The 18,096-nt window shown below is 33.9% G+C and carries 16 protein-coding genes; 8 read left to right on the forward strand and 8 right to left on the reverse strand.

All coding sequences use genetic code 11. The features are described 5' to 3' along the window. Positions 1-51 precede the first annotated feature (51 nt). The 7 genes from B0A68_RS21385 to B0A68_RS21415 form a co-directional block, all read right to left on the reverse strand. Complete coding sequence (locus B0A68_RS21385; RefSeq protein WP_035685047.1) at positions 52-1,809, reverse strand: aromatic amino acid hydroxylase; 1,758 nt, start codon at positions 1,807-1,809, stop codon at positions 52-54. Positions 1,810-2,008: 199 nt separating this feature from the next. Further along, entirely contained in the window at positions 2,009-2,395 is a 387-nt protein-coding gene (locus B0A68_RS21390; RefSeq protein ID WP_035685044.1) for a group III truncated hemoglobin, read from the reverse strand. 78 nt (positions 2,396-2,473) lie between these two features. Beyond that, a complete protein-coding gene (ilvA, locus tag B0A68_RS21395; RefSeq protein WP_035685041.1) occupies positions 2,474-3,718 on the reverse strand; it encodes a threonine ammonia-lyase IlvA in 1,245 nt (414 codons plus the stop codon). Positions 3,719-3,997: 279 nt separating this feature from the next. Continuing rightward, on the reverse strand, positions 3,998-4,534 hold the full coding sequence (locus tag B0A68_RS21400; RefSeq protein WP_035685038.1) for a DUF4136 domain-containing protein: 537 nt from the start codon (positions 4,532-4,534) through the stop codon (positions 3,998-4,000). Between the two features lie 36 nt (positions 4,535-4,570). After that, on the reverse strand, positions 4,571-6,547 hold the full coding sequence (locus B0A68_RS21405) for a urocanate hydratase (RefSeq protein WP_035685036.1): 1,977 nt from the start codon (positions 6,545-6,547) through the stop codon (positions 4,571-4,573). A gap of 253 nt (positions 6,548-6,800) precedes the next feature. Then, positions 6,801-7,775: a 2-hydroxyacid dehydrogenase gene (locus B0A68_RS21410; RefSeq protein ID WP_035685033.1), complete on the reverse strand. Its 975-nt coding sequence runs from the start codon at positions 7,773-7,775 to the stop codon at positions 6,801-6,803. A gap of 179 nt (positions 7,776-7,954) precedes the next feature. Next, on the reverse strand, positions 7,955-8,143 hold the full coding sequence (locus B0A68_RS21415; RefSeq protein ID WP_035685030.1) for a DUF5522 domain-containing protein: 189 nt from the start codon (positions 8,141-8,143) through the stop codon (positions 7,955-7,957). Between the two features lie 105 nt (positions 8,144-8,248). Between B0A68_RS21415 and B0A68_RS21420 the strand changes: the two genes are divergently transcribed. The 5 genes from B0A68_RS21420 (at position 8,249) to B0A68_RS21440 (ending at position 14,391) form a co-directional block, all read left to right on the forward strand. Beyond that, positions 8,249-8,587 (forward strand): membrane protein, encoded by a 339-nt coding sequence (locus tag B0A68_RS21420; RefSeq protein WP_035685026.1) that lies wholly within the window; start codon positions 8,249-8,251, stop codon positions 8,585-8,587. A 60-nt stretch (positions 8,588-8,647) separates the two neighbouring features. Continuing rightward, positions 8,648-9,553 (forward strand): 1-aminocyclopropane-1-carboxylate deaminase/D-cysteine desulfhydrase, encoded by a 906-nt coding sequence (locus B0A68_RS21425; protein ID WP_035685023.1) that lies wholly within the window; start codon positions 8,648-8,650, stop codon positions 9,551-9,553. Then, positions 9,550-10,434 carry a glucosaminidase domain-containing protein gene (locus tag B0A68_RS21430; RefSeq protein WP_035685021.1) on the forward strand — a complete coding sequence of 295 codons (885 nt, stop codon included), beginning with the start codon at positions 9,550-9,552 and terminating at the stop codon, positions 10,432-10,434. The genes B0A68_RS21425 and B0A68_RS21430 overlap by 4 nt, the downstream gene beginning before the upstream one ends. 49 nt (positions 10,435-10,483) lie before the next feature. After that, positions 10,484-11,770 (forward strand): glutamate-1-semialdehyde 2,1-aminomutase, encoded by a 1,287-nt coding sequence (gene hemL / locus B0A68_RS21435; RefSeq protein WP_035685018.1) that lies wholly within the window; start codon positions 10,484-10,486, stop codon positions 11,768-11,770. Positions 11,771-11,916: 146 nt separating this feature from the next. Then, a complete protein-coding gene (locus B0A68_RS21440) occupies positions 11,917-14,391 on the forward strand; it encodes a zinc-dependent metalloprotease (RefSeq protein ID WP_035685016.1) in 2,475 nt (824 codons plus the stop codon). Positions 14,392-14,431: 40 nt separating this feature from the next. On the opposite strand, the gene B0A68_RS21445 is transcribed toward B0A68_RS21440, so the two are convergent. Beyond that, positions 14,432-14,872 (reverse strand): hypothetical protein, encoded by a 441-nt coding sequence (locus B0A68_RS21445; protein WP_035685013.1) that lies wholly within the window; start codon positions 14,870-14,872, stop codon positions 14,432-14,434. A gap of 183 nt (positions 14,873-15,055) precedes the next feature. On the opposite strand from B0A68_RS21445, the gene B0A68_RS21450 reads away from it, so the two are divergent. The 3 genes from B0A68_RS21450 to B0A68_RS21460 all read left to right on the forward strand — a co-directional run bounded on the left by B0A68_RS21450 (position 15,056) and on the right by B0A68_RS21460 (position 18,094). Continuing rightward, entirely contained in the window at positions 15,056-16,081 is a 1,026-nt protein-coding gene (locus tag B0A68_RS21450; RefSeq protein ID WP_035685010.1) for a 2-hydroxyacid dehydrogenase, read from the forward strand. 105 nt (positions 16,082-16,186) lie between these two features. Beyond that, entirely contained in the window at positions 16,187-16,789 is a 603-nt protein-coding gene (locus tag B0A68_RS21455; protein ID WP_035685008.1) for a hypothetical protein, read from the forward strand. 84 nt (positions 16,790-16,873) lie between these two features. After that, complete coding sequence (locus B0A68_RS21460) at positions 16,874-18,094, forward strand: AAA family ATPase (protein WP_240475251.1); 1,221 nt, start codon at positions 16,874-16,876, stop codon at positions 18,092-18,094. The last annotated feature ends 2 nt before the right edge of the window (positions 18,095-18,096 follow it).

Below are 18,096 nucleotides of genomic sequence, written 5' to 3' on the forward strand. Positions count from 1 at the left end.
AAGAAAAAAACCTTTGAAACTTTGTAGCTCTGTGCCTTTGAGCCTTAAAAACTAAACAGCTTCTTTGTCAAAAATTAAATCCAAGCCTCCAGAAATAAGATGTGCAATTTCAGGGCGTTTTACTTTCAATTGATCTAAATGATTTAAAACTTCCTGAAGCAATTGGGTTTCTTCTGAATCTTTCAAAAGCTCTGCAATTTCAACAGAAAGTAACCAATCATTTGAATGATTGCTTTTTAGTTTTTCAAAAACAGTTTTTAGTTCTGATTTCGAATCTTTATTTTCTCTAATCAAGCGAACAGTTTGATATAAAACCTCCAAATCATCACGTTCGTCAGTATGTTTTGCTTTTATAGTTGTTGTTTTCGGGACAGTATTTATCAAATCAAAACTATTTACATCTGCCGGGCCAGAAAATGCAGAAACCACTTTTTTACCAATCGCCATATCGTAATTTCCCCATTCTGGTTGAAATAGAATTTCTTCGCCGTGCGTTACGGTGCAATTTCTAAAACTAATTAAAATAATCTCACCGTGTAAGTTTCTTGAACCTGTAATGATTTCACCTTCAACAATAATATTGCCTTCAAATTCTAATTTCACAGTTTCATTTTCCACAATAGAATACGCCTGTAAATCCATTGGACTCATGTCTTCAATTGCTAAATTAAAACCTTTTAATTTCCCAATCGGACTTCCAAAACCTTCTGGATGCGTCAAAGTTCCGTGACCTACCAATTCTTTTTCACGGTATGACAAAGCTGTTTTTCCAGTGGTCTGGATATAAACTGGTTTGCCCTGTTCTTCAATTACTTTAGTAAAAACGCCAGAAATCTGTAAACCTGTACTTAATTCAATTGTCCCTAAAGCGTTTGATTGTATTAATTTTTTAATTCCAGAAATACCTCCGGTACGCAAAGCCATTTTATTGGCAAATTCTTCCAAAATCAAACTCAAATAAGAAAAAGTCGGCGTTACATAAAGCTGAGGCTGTAATTGTGTGATATCAAAATTTTGATTCGCAGCCGAAATATCATAAGGGATTTTCTTCACGTTATCGGTCATGCACCAGGCACTTTCTCCAATAGAGGAAAGTAATCCGGCACCGTAAATTTTAGGATTTTCTACAGTTCCGATCAAGCCATATTCTACTGTCCACCAATGCAGGTTTCTAATTTGTGCCATTTCAGACAATTCGCCCATATTGTTCTGTAAGTCAGCAACTGCTTTTTCAGCCTCGTCAATTTTTTCCTGAGGCGTATCTTCGGCTTCTTTCAAAATCGACAGCAGTCGAATTGCTTCGTACATCTCATAATCTTTATGAGACGAAATCGCTTTACAGCCAATTTCACCAAAACGTCTTAAATATTCTGCATATTCCGGATTTGCTATAATAGGCGCGTGGCCTGCACCTTCGTGAATAATATCTGGTGCGGGAGTATATTCTATATGTTCTAATTGTCTAATATCTGATGCAATAACCAAAACATTGTAAGCCTGAAATTCCATAAATGCATTTGGCGGAATAAAACCGTCAACGGCAACTGCAGCCCAGCCAATCTCAGTCAAAATTCGGTTCATGCCGTACATACTCGGGATTGAATTAATTTCAATTCCGGTTTTTTTCAAACCATCTAAATAGGAGTGATGGGCAACTTTTGATAAATAATCTACATTTTTACGCATCACGTAGCGCCAAACCGCTTGATTTATAGGAGTGTAATCACTATAGTCTTGTGGCTTAATAAATTGCTTTAAATGTTTAGGCAGACGCTCTAATAACGGATTGGTTTCAATACTTGCATTCATTTTGAAAACGTTGTAGATTAGAATGTAAATTTACGAATTTAGACCGCTATTTTGAGATGTTTATTACAATATTTTTGTTTGAGGGTCTGTTTTATTGCGTTTTTATTTTAAAATGATAGAAATTTTAACTGCTGATTATACAAATTCCCTCGGGTTTATTCACTGAAATTAGTCCTGAAATTAGTCCTGAAATTTTCATTTAATGGTTTTCTGCATTTCTAAAATATTCAATTTTATGGCTAAACATAAAAGCCATATTGGTAGCACGCATTTTAGCTTCTTCGGTAATAACTCCTGCGAACTGAGCATCAATTGTAGTATTAAAAATTTGAATCCAGCGGTCAAAATGAGTCTGGTCAACTGGTAAATGTTTATGAGGCGGAAAAGGTGTTCCTGAGTAGGCACGCACATCAAACAAAATAGTCTGCCAGAAATTATACATTTTTTGCAAATGCTCTGACCAGCGATCTTGTAATTTGTCATTAAAAATCGGACCAATAAGATCATCTTTTCTGACATTGCCATAAAAAGTATCTACCATTTGTTTAATATCTTCTAAGGTCGAAATATCTTTAAGAGTTTCCATGTTTTTATATCTAAATTGAACTGCAAAAATACGCTTTCGCATTTTGTTTATTCCATGATATTTATCATCAGGAATATATTAACCGATTAACTGCGTAAACAAATCCTGATTGTCATTCAGATATTGAAATTCAAAACCATTCTGTGTCATATTCAGTTTGATAGACATGATATCGTTTTTGTTTTTCAATTCTAAACCAACCACGACAGAACCTACTTCACGGTTATTTTTTTTGTGAAATTGAAAATAAGTAATATCATCGTCCGGACCTAAAATGTTATTTACAAATTCTTTTAAAGCTCCGGGACGCTGCGGAAACTGAATCATAAAATAATGCATTAAACCTTCATAAAGCAGCGAGCGTTCTTTTATTTCGGCAGTTCTTTCGATGTCATTATTGCTTCCGCTTACAATGCAGACTACATTTTTTCCTTTAATTTTTTCTTTATAAAAATCAAGCGCGGCAATAGTCAAAGCACCTGCAGGTTCAACTACCATTGCTTCTTCATTATACAAACGTAATATTGTGGTACAGACTTTTCCTTCGGGAACCAGAATAATATCTTCCAGATTATAACGGCAGATTTCAAAAGTTTTATCACCAACTTGTTTAACAGCAGCGCCGTCCACAAATTTGTCAATGGTTTTTAAGATCGTATTTTTGTTTTCTTCTATAGAAGTTTTCATAGAAGGAGCGCCTTTTGGCTCAACCCCAATTATTTTAGTATTTGGACTTAAGTTTTTAAAAACCTCAGATAATCCAGAAGCCAGTCCGCCTCCGCCAATCGGAACAAAAACATAATCGATAGGTTCTTTAAAACTTTCCAGTATTTCTAATCCGACTGTTCCTTGTCCGGCTATTACTTTTTCATCATCAAAAGGGTGGATAAATGTTTTATGGTTTTTAATCGCATCTGCAGTAGACGAAGCATAAGCATCATCAAAAGTGTCACCTGTCAGAACAATTTCTACAAACGATTTTCCGAATAATTGTACTTGTTTTACTTTTTGTTTTGGAGTAGTTTTTGGCATGTATATTTTGCCTTGTATTTTGAGAAGATTACAAGAATACGCAACACCTTGGGCATGATTTCCTGCACTCGCACAGACAATTCCGTTTGCTTTTTCTTTTTCATTTAATGAAGAAATCTTGTTGTAAGCACCTCTGATTTTATACGAACGCACAATTTGCAAATCTTCTCTTTTAAGTAAAATAGTTGCTTCAAATTCGTCTGAAAGATTTAGATTTTGTGTTAAAGGTGTTGCTGCAACTACATTTTCAAGCTGTTTTTTGGCGGCAAGTACTTCGTTAAATAGATTCATGATTTTTTGTTTTTTTTGCCACGAATTACACGAATTTCCACTAATTTTTATTCTTTAATATAGAAGAAATAATTCGCGTTAATTTGTGAAATTCGTGGTGGTTTTAATCTTTGTTTAAATAAAAAAAACCTCCCGATTTGGGAGGTTCTTATAAATTATATTACTTATTTATATAACACCTCGCCATTATTGCTCAATTGCAATAATGCTGATAATAGCGATAATAATGTTATTAAAGTTTGTCATTTTTTGTTGTTTAAAAAACAAATGTACTTATAATTATTTTTTTACAGGTGGATATTGAGCTAAAATTTTGTTTACAAATTCAGCTACTTTTTCATCTTTTTTGTCCACATTTTTAGTCAAAGTTCCTAATCCTTCGCCTTGCCAAACCATTTCTTTCTTTTTGGCATCGATTAAATCAATGTATAGAGTTCCTTCTGTAGAAGTAGAAACAGAAGTCTGGTTTCCGTACATCATCCAGGGATTCCAACCCCAGCCCCAGCCGTATCCCCAGCCAGCGCTAAATTGGTTTACATTTACCTGTTCTCTGGATTTGGTAAAAATATTAACTAATAGATCTGGATTTTCACTTTTAGTAAAACCTTTAGCCTGCAGTTCATTGTCAATTGCGTGAAGAATACGTCTCTTATCTAAATCAGAAATTTCAACCTTATCAATTCCGGGCTTAAAGAAAGCATACGTTTTATAAGGCGCAAAATCTACATTTTTATCGTAATCAGAGTATACCGTAACACTGCTGCAGGAAGCAAGTACCAAAAGCAAAAAGACAGGAATTAATTTGTATGTTTTCATATTATTAAGAATTAAGTGTTCTCTATTTATGTATGATTAAAGTAAACTTTCGTCAACTAAATTTGGTAAAGTTACTTTTAATAAAGGCTCAACTTCCATTGCTCTTTTTATGGCAAAAACAGCACCTTCATTTCGAGCCCAGCTTCGTCTTGAAATTCCGTTGTTAACATCCCAGAAAAGCATTGACGCTAAACGTTTTGACGCCTCTTTAGAACCATCAAGAACCATACCAAAGCCACCATTTATAACCTCTCCCCAGCCAACTCCTCCGCCATTATGAATCGACACCCAGGTTGCACCTCTAAAACTGTCTCCAATTACGTTCTGAATCGCCATATCTGCCGTAAAACGTGATCCGTCGTAGATGTTAGAAGTCTCTCTGTAAGGAGAATCTGTTCCGGAAACGTCGTGATGATCGCGTCCTAAAACAACAGTTCCAATTTCGCCTTTGGCAATTGCCTGATTAAAGGCTTCTGCAATTTTAACTCTTCCTTCCGCGTCAGCGTATAAAATTCGAGCCTGAGAACCGACAACCAGTTTATTTTCCTGTGCGCCTTTGATCCATTTGATATTATCCTGCATTTGCTGCTGAATTTCATTTGGACTAGTTTTCGCTAATTCTTCTAAAACCTGACTTGCAATTGTATCCGTTTTTTGTAAATCTTCTGGTTTACCCGAAGTACAAACCCATCTAAAAGGCCCAAAACCGTAATCAAAACACATTGGTCCCATAATATCCTGAACATAACTTGGATATTTAAAATCGATATTATTTTCGGCCATAACAGCTGCTCCGGCGCGTGAAGCTTCTAGTAAAAAGGCATTTCCGTAATCGAAAAAATAAGTTCCTTTTGCGGTATGTTTGTTAATCGCTTTGGCTTGCCTACGCAACGATTCCTGTACTTTTTCTTTGAATAAGTCAGGATTATCAGCCATCATTTCATTAGCTTCTTCAAACGAAATTCCAGCCGGATAATAACCTCCTGCCCATGGATTATGAAGTGAAGTCTGGTCTGATCCTAAATCGATTTTGATATTTTCCTTATCGAAACATTCCCAAACATCAACCACATTTCCTAAATAAGCAATCGAAACGGTTTCTTTATTGGCTTTCGCCGAATTTACTCGGGCAACCAATTCTTCGGTCGAAGTAACGATTTCATTAATCCAGCCTTGTTCGTGGCGAATTTTGGTGATTTTCGGATTTACTTCGGCGCAGACCGTAATACAGCCCGCGATATTTCCTGCTTTTGGCTGTGCGCCAGACATGCCGCCAAGACCTGAAGTTACAAATAAATTACCTTCTGGATTTAGTTTTATTTTTCTGAAACCATTCAAAACCGTAATTGTAGTTCCGTGCACAATTCCCTGCGGGCCAATGTACATATAACTTCCTGCCGTCATTTGTCCGTATTGAGAAACTCCAAGTGCATTCATTTTTTCCCAATCGTCCGGTTTTGAGTAATTCGGAATCACCATTCCGTTGGTAACGACAACTCTCGGCGCTTCTTTATGAGAAGGAAATAATCCCATTGGATGACCGGAATACATCGTTAAAGTCTGCTCGTCTGTCATTTCAGACAAATACTGCATTGTCAATAAATATTGCGCCCAGTTCTGAAAAACAGCTCCGTTTCCGCCATAGGTAATCAATTCATGCGGATGCTGCGCCACAGCATAATCCAGATTGTTCTGAATCATGTGCATAATCGCTTTTGCCTGCAATGATTTTCCTGGATATTCGTCTATTGGACGAGCATACATTCTATAATCCGGACGAAAACGGTACATATAAATGCGTCCGTATTTTTCTAATTCTTCAGCAAATTCAGTAATTAATTCGGCGTGATGCTGCGGTTCAAAATAACGTAAGGCATTTTTTAAAGCCAGTTTTTTTTCTTCTGCCGAAAGAATTTCCTTTCGTTTTGGCGCATGATTAATCGCTAAATCGTACTCTTTTTTTGGGGGTAATATCGAAGGGATTCCTTCTTGTATTTGTTCTTTGAAAGTCATTTTTTTTGAGTTGCTAAGTTGCTGAGATTCTAAGCTGCTGAGGTTTTAATTCCAGCAAACAAAAGAATTATCTAATTTTCAAATTGTCACATTTTCTAATTAAAAAAACTAAGGATAACGGATATCCGACCTATGATAAGACTTGTGGATTTTAATCCTAAATTTTCTTGAACGAATATCCATCTTTAAATTTTAGATTGTTGATTTCAGATTTTTAAAAATTATCTAATTGACTAATTATCTCATTTTCTAATTAAGAATAAACCTCTTCATTCACACAAAAAGGCATTTTTTTATCCTCAAAGAGTGCTGTTATATTTTGTGCCGCACAAACTGCCATTCCGTTTCTAGCCTCGTAGGTTGCCGAACCAATATGCGGTAAAATACAACAATTTGAAAGTGCTAACAATGGATTGTCTTGCTTCATAGGTTCCGGATTAGTAACGTCAAGTCCAGCGCCCCAAATAATATCGTTTGTTAACGCATAAAACAAATCGTCTTCGTTATGAAATTTCCCTCTTGCTGTGTTGATAAAAATAGCATTAGGTTTCATTTTAGCAAATGTGCTTTTATTGAAAAGTTTGTTATTTTCTTCAGCATAATTAGAATGAATACTCAAAACATCACTTTCAGAAAGTAAGGTTTCAAAATCTACAAACTTCGCGTCAAGTTCTTTTTCTGCATCTTGGTTATGAGAACGATTGTGGTAGATGATATTCATACCAAATGCGGCTTTGCACTTTTGAGCCATTTCAAAGCCAATTCTTCCCAAGCCAAATATTCCCAGCGTTTTGCCGTAGAGTTCTTGTCCTAAATTTGCTAAAGCATCAAAACTTCCCCATTCTCCATTCATAATTCTTTTATGATTATAAAAGGACTTTCTGGCCACGCTCTGCATCAACAAAAAAGCAACATCAGAAGTTGCTCTACTTAAAACATCTGGCGTATTTCCAACAGGAATTTTTCTACTGTTAGCCGATGGAATATGCACAGAATCAAAACCAACAGAAAATAAAGCAATTCCTTTTAAATTTGAACATTGCTTAAAAAAATCTTCGTCTAAATTATTGGTTCCAACGTTCAGAAGAGCATCGTGTTCCTGACAGATTTTTATAAATTCCTCTCTTGATAATACATTTTCTGTGGGATTTATGGTGAAATCAATGCCTTTTTTCTGAAGCAATAAAATGCCTGCTTCTGGTATATCTTTAGTTATAAAAACTTTCATTTAATATTGTTTTTAACCTGTTAAGGTAATTTGTTAAAAGAATTAAACACATAGAAACATAGATTTTATGTGTAAAAAAGGAGACAAAAAGGAACCACATTTCTTTCACATAGTTCCTTATGTGTATTTTAAATAAGTGAAACGCCTTTTTTTAACAGCAAATTCTATGTTTCTATGTGCTAAAAATTTGACGGTTTGTTTATTCTTCCCGTTTTTTTATCAAATCCGTAAGGACAATGACGGCAGCCGCTTTTACAGCAATAGCCTCTTTTTAAATGATGTTTTTCGGTAAAGCATTTATAACCTTCGGGTGTATAGTAAAAATCTTCGCCTTCGATTAATTTATTTTCATTACTTTGCTCTTTCATAAATCTGCTTCGCGTTCATTTCGAATAAATAAAAATCAAAACTTGATTGTGATTTTATTGAAATTGAACAATTTTATAACTACAAATTTATAAATTTTACAGCCAATGTTTCTAATTGTTGCCAAATATTTAATTCCAAAAGGTTATCGGGGAATGGCTGTATTTCCGTTTGTTTTGGTAAAATATGATGTTGATAAGACGAATAGCGTTTTTGTTAACCATGAAAAAATTCATTTAAGACAACAGTTAGAACTTTTAATAATTCCGTTTTTTGTTTGGTATTTTTTAGAATATTTAATTCGTTTAATTCAATATAAAAATGGTGCTTTAGCGTATAGAAACATCAGTTTTGAAAGAGAAGCTTACGCGAAAGAAACGAATTTAACTTATTTAAAAAACCGAACTCTTTTTCAATTTCTTCATTACACAAAGAACAAAAAATAGGCTTTAAGCTTTAAAATATTAAGATATAAATTGTCACTTTTGACTTTCGACTTTAAAAAAATGAACCCAGTTTTCAATCAACTCCTAAATATTAATTTTCCGAATGATATTTCTTTGACCATTAAGCGTGAAGATCTGATTCATCCGTTTGTGTCTGGGAATAAATTCAGAAAATTAAAATATAATTTACTTCAGGCTAAAGCCGAGAATAAGCAGATGTTACTGACTTTTGGCGGTGCATTTTCCAATCATATTGCAGCCGTGGCGTACGCAGGAAAAGAACAAGGATTTAAAACCATCGGAATTATTCGCGGAGACGAACTTTTTGATAAAATTGAAGAAAATCCAACCTTGAAATTCGCTCAGGAAAACGGAATGCAATTTGAATTTGTTTCCCGCGAAGAGTATCGTTTAAAGAGTGAAACGTCATATATAGAAAAGCTGAAAGATAAGTTTGGTGATTTTTATTTGGTTCCAGAAGGCGGTACAAACGAATTGGCTGTAAAAGGCTGTGAGGAGATTTTAACAGAGGAAGATGCTGCTTTTAATTACGTTTGCTGTGCTGTTGGAACCGGCGGCACGATTTCTGGATTAATAAATAGTGCATTGCCAAATCAGAAAATTTTAGGGTTTCCAGCGTTAAAAGGTGACTTTTTAAAGGATGAAATTCGTATTTTTGCAAAAAAAGATAACTGGGATTTAATTTCTGACTATCATTTTGGAGGTTATGGCAAAGTAAATTTAGAATTAATCGAATTTATAAATGCTTTTTTTGAAGAAAACAAAGTGCCTTTAGATCCAATTTATACGGGAAAGATGGTTTTTGGCGTTATAGATTTAATCCATAAAAAATATTTTCCTGCACATTCAAAAATAATACTCATTCACACCGGCGGATTGCAAGGAATTGATGGGATGAATATAAAGTTGAATCAGAAAAAATTACCAATACTTAAAAAACAATGATTAAAAAAATTGTATTGCTCTTTATAGTTATACTTCTGGCAAGCTGTTCTTCGAGCAAACCGGCTATTGCTACTACTAGAAAAGCGGCAGCGGTTCAGAAACCTCGAGTGGCTGCAACCAAAAAGCAGACTCCTGTTAAGCCAGTCAGTAAAAGTTATCCATCTACAAATGTCACAACTGAGGTTATTCAGTCTACATCAAAAACAGTTGTAACCAGCGATTTAATCAATAATTATGTATTGCAGTACAAAGATATTGCAATAGGAAATATGCAGAAATACGGGATTCCGGCCAGTATAATCCTGGCGCAGGGAATTTTAGAATCTGGTGCAGGAAGAGGAGATTTGGCAGTTGAAGCTAATAATCATTTCGGAATAAAATGTCATAGCGACTGGTTGGGAGAAAGCGTGAGACATGACGATGATGCATCTCAGGAATGTTTTAGAAAATATCCAGAAGCTTCAGAATCTTACAGAGATCATGCTTTGTTTTTGGTCGGAAAAAAAAGATATGCCACATTATTTACTTACGAAAAAGACGATTATAAAGCCTGGTCAAAAGGGCTGCGTGCTGCGGGATATGCCACAGATCCCAATTATCCAGACAAATTAATTAGTTATATTGAACGTTACAATCTGCATCAGTATGATTGTCAGGTTACCGGAAAAAGTTATATACCAATCAATAAAACAGCTCCGGCAAGAAGTTCTTCATCCAACTCAAATTCAAATTCAAACGATCCAAATTTATACGAAGTTCAAAAAGGCGATACTTTGTATTCTATTTCAAAAAAATTCAATGTATTGGTTGATGATTTAAAGCAAAAAAACAATCTCTTGGATAATGCAATTTCAATTGGACAGAAGTTGAAAGTGAAATAATTATCAATTGTAATTTTGAATTATCAATTGTAAAAAATCTAAAATAAAAATGATATACAAAAGAAGCAGCGAACTTTTTGCCGCAGCAGAAAAAGTAATTCCGGGAGGAGTAAATTCGCCAGTAAGAGCCTTTAAAGCAGTTGGCGGCACTCCAATTTTTGTAAAAAGTGCAAAAGGCGCTTATTTATATGATGAAGACGGAAACAAATTAATCGATTATATCAACTCTTGGGGACCAATGGTTTTAGGTCATGCTTATCAGCCTGTTGTTGATGCTGTAATAGAAAAAGCAAAATTAGGGACTTCATTTGGAATGCCGACAGAACTGGAAACAGAAATTGCTGCTTTGGCTGTTTCTATGGTTCCGAATATTGATAAAATACGTTTTGTAAATTCAGGAACAGAAGCTTGTATGAGTGCAATTCGTCTGGCTCGCGGTTTTACAAAAAGAGATAAAATTGTAAAATTTGCAGGTTGTTACCACGGACATTCTGATTCATTTTTGATTCAGGCAGGAAGCGGTGCTGTAACTTTTGGATCTCCAAACAGCCCTGGTGTTACAGAAGGAACGGCAAAAGATACTTTGTTAGCAAAATACAATGATTTAGAAAATGTAAAGACTTTGGTAGAAGCTAATAAAGGCGAAATTGCCGCTATTATTATCGAAGCGGTTGCAGGAAATATGGGATGTATTCCACCTCAAAAAGGTTTCTTAGAAGGATTAAGAGAATTGTGTACTGCAAACGGAATTTTATTAATTTTTGATGAAGTAATGACTGGTTTCCGTCTGGCTCGTGGCGGCGTTCAGGAATTGTACAATATCAATGCTGATATCGTAACATTCGGAAAAGTAATTGGTGGCGGACTGCCTGTTGGTGCTTTTGCTGCGCGTGAAGAAATTATGAATTATTTAGCGCCTCTTGGTCCGGTTTATCAGGCAGGAACTTTATCAGGAAATCCGTTGGCAATGGCGGCAGGATTGGCAATGTTACAATCGTTAGATAATGATCGTGAAATTTTTACTCGCTTAGAGGAAAAAACAGCTTATTTAGAAGCAGGAATTGACAGAGTTTTAAAAGCAAATAATATTGTTTTTACCATCAATAGAGTTGGTTCTATGATTTCGGTTCATTTTGATGCAAATCCGGTTGTTGATTTTCAAACCGCTGCAAAAGGTGATAACGAAACGTTCAAGAAATTCTTCCACGGATTGCTGCAAGAAGGAATTTATATCGCTCCATCTGCCTACGAAACATGGTTTATAACAGACGCATTGACTTACGAAGATTTAGATTTTACAATTAATGCAATTGATAAGGTTTCAAAGACATTCTAATTTTAGAAATAATTATAAAGGTCCAGTTAATCTGGACCTTTTTTTATGCTCAATTGTTAATAAAAAGTTAAACCAAATTCTGCCTCAATTAGAATAGCAATCAAAATCTATTTTTGTTTACTATATCACTATTAACCTTAACATAAATGAAGAAATTTTACATTTTTGCTGCAACAATGGCGTTTTTACTATTTCCAGTGAGCCAATTTGCACAATCTAAAAAGGAGAAATCTAAAAAAGGAGAAACAATTGCTCCAGCTCCAGAAAAGAAACCAGAATCTGCAATTAAGGATTATAATAAAGTGATTACTAAAGATGCGATCACTGATGACGGTCTTTTTAAAGTACATAAAGTAGATAAAAAATATTACTTCGAGATTCCGAATAAATATCTAAATAAAGATATGCTTTTGGTGAGCAGATTATCTAAACTTCCTTCAAATTTAGGCGGAGGATATGTAAATGCTGGTTCAGAAACTAACGAACAATTAATTGTGTGGCAGCGTTTTCAAGATAAGATTCTCATTAAATCTAAATCGTATAATGCTGTAGCAAATGACAGTCTGCCAATAAGTATTTCGGTAAAATCAAATAATTATGAGCCGACAGTATTTGCTTTTGATATTGTTGCTTTTAGTAAAGATTCTGCTAATACAGTTATAGATGTTACTAAATTTTACAGCACAGATGTAAAAGCGATCAGCGGTATTTCTGCAGAAATGAGAGAAACTTATAAAGTAAAAGGACTGGACGAATCCAGAAGTTTTATTAATGGAATGAAAAGTTTTCCGATGAATATCGAAGTGATTCAGGATATGACTTATAATGCTTCAAAACCTTCAATGCTGGAAGATACAGAATCGATCAGCATCCAGATGAATCAATCGATGATTTTGCTTCCAGAAGTTCCGATGAAACCCAGATTGGCCGATCCAAGAGTGGGATGGTTCAGCGTAAGCCAATATGATTATGGAAGTAATAAATTAAAATCTGATCTTAAAACCTATATTCGACGCTGGAGATTAGAGCCAAAAGATCCGGAAGCCTACGCAAGAGGAGAATTGGTTGAACCGATAAAACCAATTGTTTATTATCTGGATCCTGCGACTCCGGTTAAATTGCGAAAATATATTAAACAAGGAATTGAAGAATGGCAAAAACCGTTTGAAGCTGCAGGTTTTAAAAATGCTATAATTGCCAAAGATGCGCCTACAAAAGAAGAAGATCCGGATTTTAGTCCAGAAGATATTCGCTATTCGGTTATTCGTTATGTGGCAAGTACAACACGAAATGCTGTTGGACCAAGCGTTTCAGATCCTAGAACGGGAGAAATTATAGAAAGTGATGTTATTTGGTATCACAATCATTTGCGTTCGTATAGAAACAGATATTTGCTGGAAACGGGTGCATCAAATCCAAAAGCAAGAACTTTAGAAACTAGCGATGAGGAAATGGGTGAAATGATGCGAATGGTGATCGCACACGAAGTAGGTCATGCTTTAGGTTTTCCGCATAATATGGGAGCAAGCAGTTCTTACGATACAGAAAGTTACAGAAACGGCGATTTTACACAGCAAAACGGAATCTCTGCAAGTATTATGGATTATGCGAGATACAATTATATTGCACAGCCGGGAGATAAGAATATTCGATTTATTCGTAAAATGGGAGCGTATGACCAATATGCTGTTAATTGGGGTTACAGAGTAATTCCTAACGCCAAAACGCCAGAAGATGAGGTGGCGGTATTGGATAAATGGATCTTAGAGAAAGCAGGAAATCCAATTTATAAATTCGGAAAACAAAGCAGTGCTTTTGATCCTTCTTCGCAAACAGAAGATATTGGAAATAATTCTATGAAAGCAAGTTCATATGGACTTAAAAATCTGGAATATGTGGCAGCTCATTTGAATGAATGGACTAGTAATGTTACCAACAATTACGAAGATTTAGATGAATTATATAAAGAGTTATTAGATGTTTGGGGGCGATATGTAGGTCATGTTGTAACCAATGTCGGAGGCGTTTATGAAAATAGTAAAAAACCAAATCAGGCAGGAAGTGTTTATGAAGTGGTTCCAAAAATAAAACAAATTGAAGCAATGAACTGGCTTCAGACAAATGCTTTTGCTTCTCCAACCTGGATTGTAAATGTAAATACTTTAAAAAATACTGAATTTGCAGGTTATTCTGAAAAATTTAGAAATATACAAGTAAGACAGTTGAATAATCTTTTAAGCGTTGGGCGTATAGGCAGATTAATGGATAATGAAATTCTGGGTGCAGATACTTATAAAGCTTTAGATTTTTTTAAAGATCTCCGAAAAGGAATCTGGAAAGAAGCAGCAACACCAGCGAACGTTACTATTTACAGAAGAAATTTACAGCGTGCCTATATTGATAGAATGGGAGTTTTAATGACTGAAGAAATTAAAGCAAACGACCGATCTGCAATTTATTACAATGTAGCGCAATCTGATCTTAGGGCTTTAGTTCGAGGCGAATTAAATGTTTTAAGAAAAACATTATCAGCTGCAAAGGCAATGGGTACAAATACAGAGACCAAATATCACTATGAAGATTGTATTAAGAGAATAGATTTAATATTGAATCCAAAATAGTATTTACAATAAAAAAGAGGCTTTACGGCCTCTTTTTTTATTATTGATTCTCTCTGTGCTCTTTCATTTTATCTTTCATCTTATCCCTTTTTTCTTCTTGCAGCTTTTTCCATTTGGTATATTGGTCTGCTTTTAGGATTGATTTCATTTTGGCATCATTTGCTGCAACTTCATCTTCCATTTGTTTTTTGAAAGCTGCTTTTTCTTCAGTTGTCAGTTTTGTATTGCTCTCTTTTCGTGCTGCTTTGCGATCTTCTCTAATTTTTTCTGCTTTAGCACTTCTGTCAGCCAATAGTTGTTTTACCTGAGCTTGCTGATTGGCATCCAAAGTCAATTCAGAAGTTAATTTTTGCAATTGTTTCTCATTACGTTGTTCAGGAGTCATTTTTTCCTTGTGATCACGTGACGGTTTTTGGTCTGTGTCTTGTGCAAAACCTGCTATTCCAACAAATAACAAAGCTGCGATAAATAGTTTTTTCATGATTTATTTTATTAAGTTTTATATCAATTAGACTATAAGAAATTTATTAGGTTTAATAGGGGAGTAATAATTATAATTTATTTAACATGTTGGAAACCATTATCAAAAGATATACAGTTCTTTACTGTGAAATCTATAATTTATATCTAAATTTATAATAACGAATAAATAACTGACAATATTATGAGTGTAATAGCATCTCAAACAGGAAATAAGATTGCTTTTTTTTCTACACAGCCTTATGATAAAAGCTTTTTTAATAAATACAACTCTGATTTTGGTTTTGAATTAGATTTTTTTGAAACCCAGCTCAATCCGCAAACAGCAACTTTGATTCAAGACTGTGCAATTGTATGCGTTTTTGTAAATGATATTGTAAACGAAGCTGTCATTAAGCAATTGGCGGCAAAAAAGGTAAGGATTATTGCACTTCGCTGTGCCGGCTTTAATAATGTCGATTTGGAGGCGGCAAAAAAATACAATTTAAAAGTCTGCCGTGTTCCTGCATATTCACCACAAGCAGTTGCAGAACATGCAATGGCAATGATTTTAACCTTAAACCGAAAAACACACAAAGCTTACAACAGAGTTCGAGAACAAAATTTCTCCCTAAACGGATTATTAGGTTTTGATTTATTCGGAAAAACAATCGGAATTATTGGAACTGGAAATATCGGGAAAGCTTTTGCAAAAATAGCTTTGGGTTTTGGATGTAAAGTTTTGGCTTATGATATTGTAACCAATGATGAAATGATAAAAGACGGGGTTGAATTTGTAAGTTTAGAAACCATTTTTAAATCGAGTGATATTATTTCGCTTCACTGTCCGTTAAATGATCAGACCAAGCATATTATTAACAAAGATTCTATTGCCTTAATGAAAGACAGCGTTATGATTATCAATACCAGCCGTGGCGGGCTAATTGAGACAGCTTGTGTTATTGAAGGTCTAAAAGAAGGTAAAATAGGTTATTTGGGAATTGATGTTTACGAACAAGAAGAAAAACTGTTTTTCAGAGATCTTTCTGCAGACATTATTCAGGATGATGCCATTCAGCGTTTAATGAGTTTTCCGAATGTTTTGGTTACGGCGCATCAGGCATTTTTTACCAACGAAGCTTTGACGCAGATTGCCTTGGTTACTTTTAATAATATAAAGTTATTATTGACTGATAATGATATTGAACATAAAGCAGGATTGCTCGTATAAATTCAACTAAACTCACAAATTGTATAGATCTATCTTGAGAATTCTGGACTGTTGGTTTTAGATTGTAGAATATTTTTCGTACTTTAAGTTTTTAAAAATCAAATTATGAAAACTAAATTTTTACTAGCAATATTCATTGTAACTCTATATTCCTGTCAAAATAAAGATAAAACAGAAGACAAGAGTATAATCAAAACAATTGCCGAAGATACTTTGTCAAAAACAGTTGCAGGAACTGCAGATGTAAGCGATGCGCCTGCAAAAGATACTAAAGCAGTAGAATTGATTAGGAACCAATTGAACGTTTTATTAAAGAAAGATTCGAATGCTCTAACTAAAGAAGACCGATTCTTTTATTATGAAGCTTTTGATTTAAATAATGATAAAAAAGACGAATATTTCGTTGGTTTCTCAAACCCTTATTTCTGCGGAAGCGGCGGTTGCTCAGGTTATATTTTAAACAATGATGGAACTTTAATAAATGCTTTTACGGTTACTGAATTTCCAATTTTTGTAACGACTTCGACTACTGAAAAATTTTATAATCTTCTAATGAAAAGTGGAGGAGTATTTCATCTCATAAAAATGAAAAACGGTAAATATCCTTCAAATCCTTCTGTTCAGGAAAAATGGAAAGGAGAGGTTACAAAAGAAGCTGCTTCTGTTTTGTATATTGATAAAGAGAACTTGAAGAAGTATTCGTTTTAAATATTTGTAAAATTAAACACTTATTAATACTTTGAAGTTGATTAAAGTGTATATTTGCATAATATTTACAAATTAACACCTTAAATGATGTTTTTAAACTTTAGAGTATCAAATTTTCGATCAATTAATGAAACTGCTGAATTGTCAATGATTCCTAGTGATTTAAAAAACCCGGCTAACATTTTCATGAAGATAAATCACAATGCTACTAAAAATAAAGATTATTATGCATTGACTTCTGCAGCTATTTATGGGCCTAATGCAAGTGGGAAAAGTAATATTATTAAAGCTTTGAGAGAATTTGTAGATTATATTAAAAGTTCTACAGATAATAAACCCAATGACCCAATTTTGTTATTTAATCCTTTTAAATTGAATAATGCTAATATTAAAATACCATCACTTTTTTCAATTGATATGGTTATTGATAATATTTTATATACTTATTCTATTGAAGTTGTTCGTGATGAAATTATAAAAGAATCTCTTTATTTTTTTCCAAAGGGGATAAGTGTTAAAATCTTTGAACGAAAAAAGCAACAATTTAATAAAGGAAATGGTTATGAAGGAATTTTCGAAGTTATTAAACAAAGAACTAACGAAAATCAATTGTTTTTAGGTAAAGCTGCTTCTGAAAATGTTGAGATTATTAAGAGGTTTTACCAAAAGATCTTAAGCATAAATATTTATACTACTGAATTATTTCATTCACACTCATTTAATAAGCTTTTTAGTAATTTGGTGTTTAAATTTAATGAAAAAGGGACTAGTTTGATAAAATCTTTGATAAAAAAGCTTGATACTCAGGTAGTCGATTTTGAAGAGAGAGATGATGTTATAAAAACATTCCATCTTGATAATAAAATGCAAAAAATTGAATTTGATTTTGAAGAGGAATCATCTGGAACACAAAGATTAGTTTCTTTTATTCCGTTGGTATTATTGGCGTTAAGAACGGGTTCTGTTATTGTAGTTGATGAGTTTGAAAGAAGTTTGCATCCAGATATTGCACAGTATATTTTAGGTTTTTTTAATGATTTAGAAGTAAATAAATTTGGAGCTCAATTTATATTTGCTACGCATGATGTCACTCTTTTAAGTCTTGAAAATAATTTAAGAAGAGACCAAATTAATTTAGTAGAAAAAAATGAAAAAGGAGAAACTGAATTATATTCAGTTTCAGACATAAAGGGAATAAGAGAAGGTAACTTTGAAAAATGGTATTTAGAAGGGAGATTAGGCGGATTACCAAACATCGCGAAGGAAACTTTTAGAGATGAATTAATTGATTTTATAAATTCTTAATT

The organism is Flavobacterium reichenbachii (genome assembly GCF_002217435.1).
Taxonomy (GTDB): Bacteria; Bacteroidota; Bacteroidia; order Flavobacteriales; family Flavobacteriaceae; genus Flavobacterium; species Flavobacterium reichenbachii.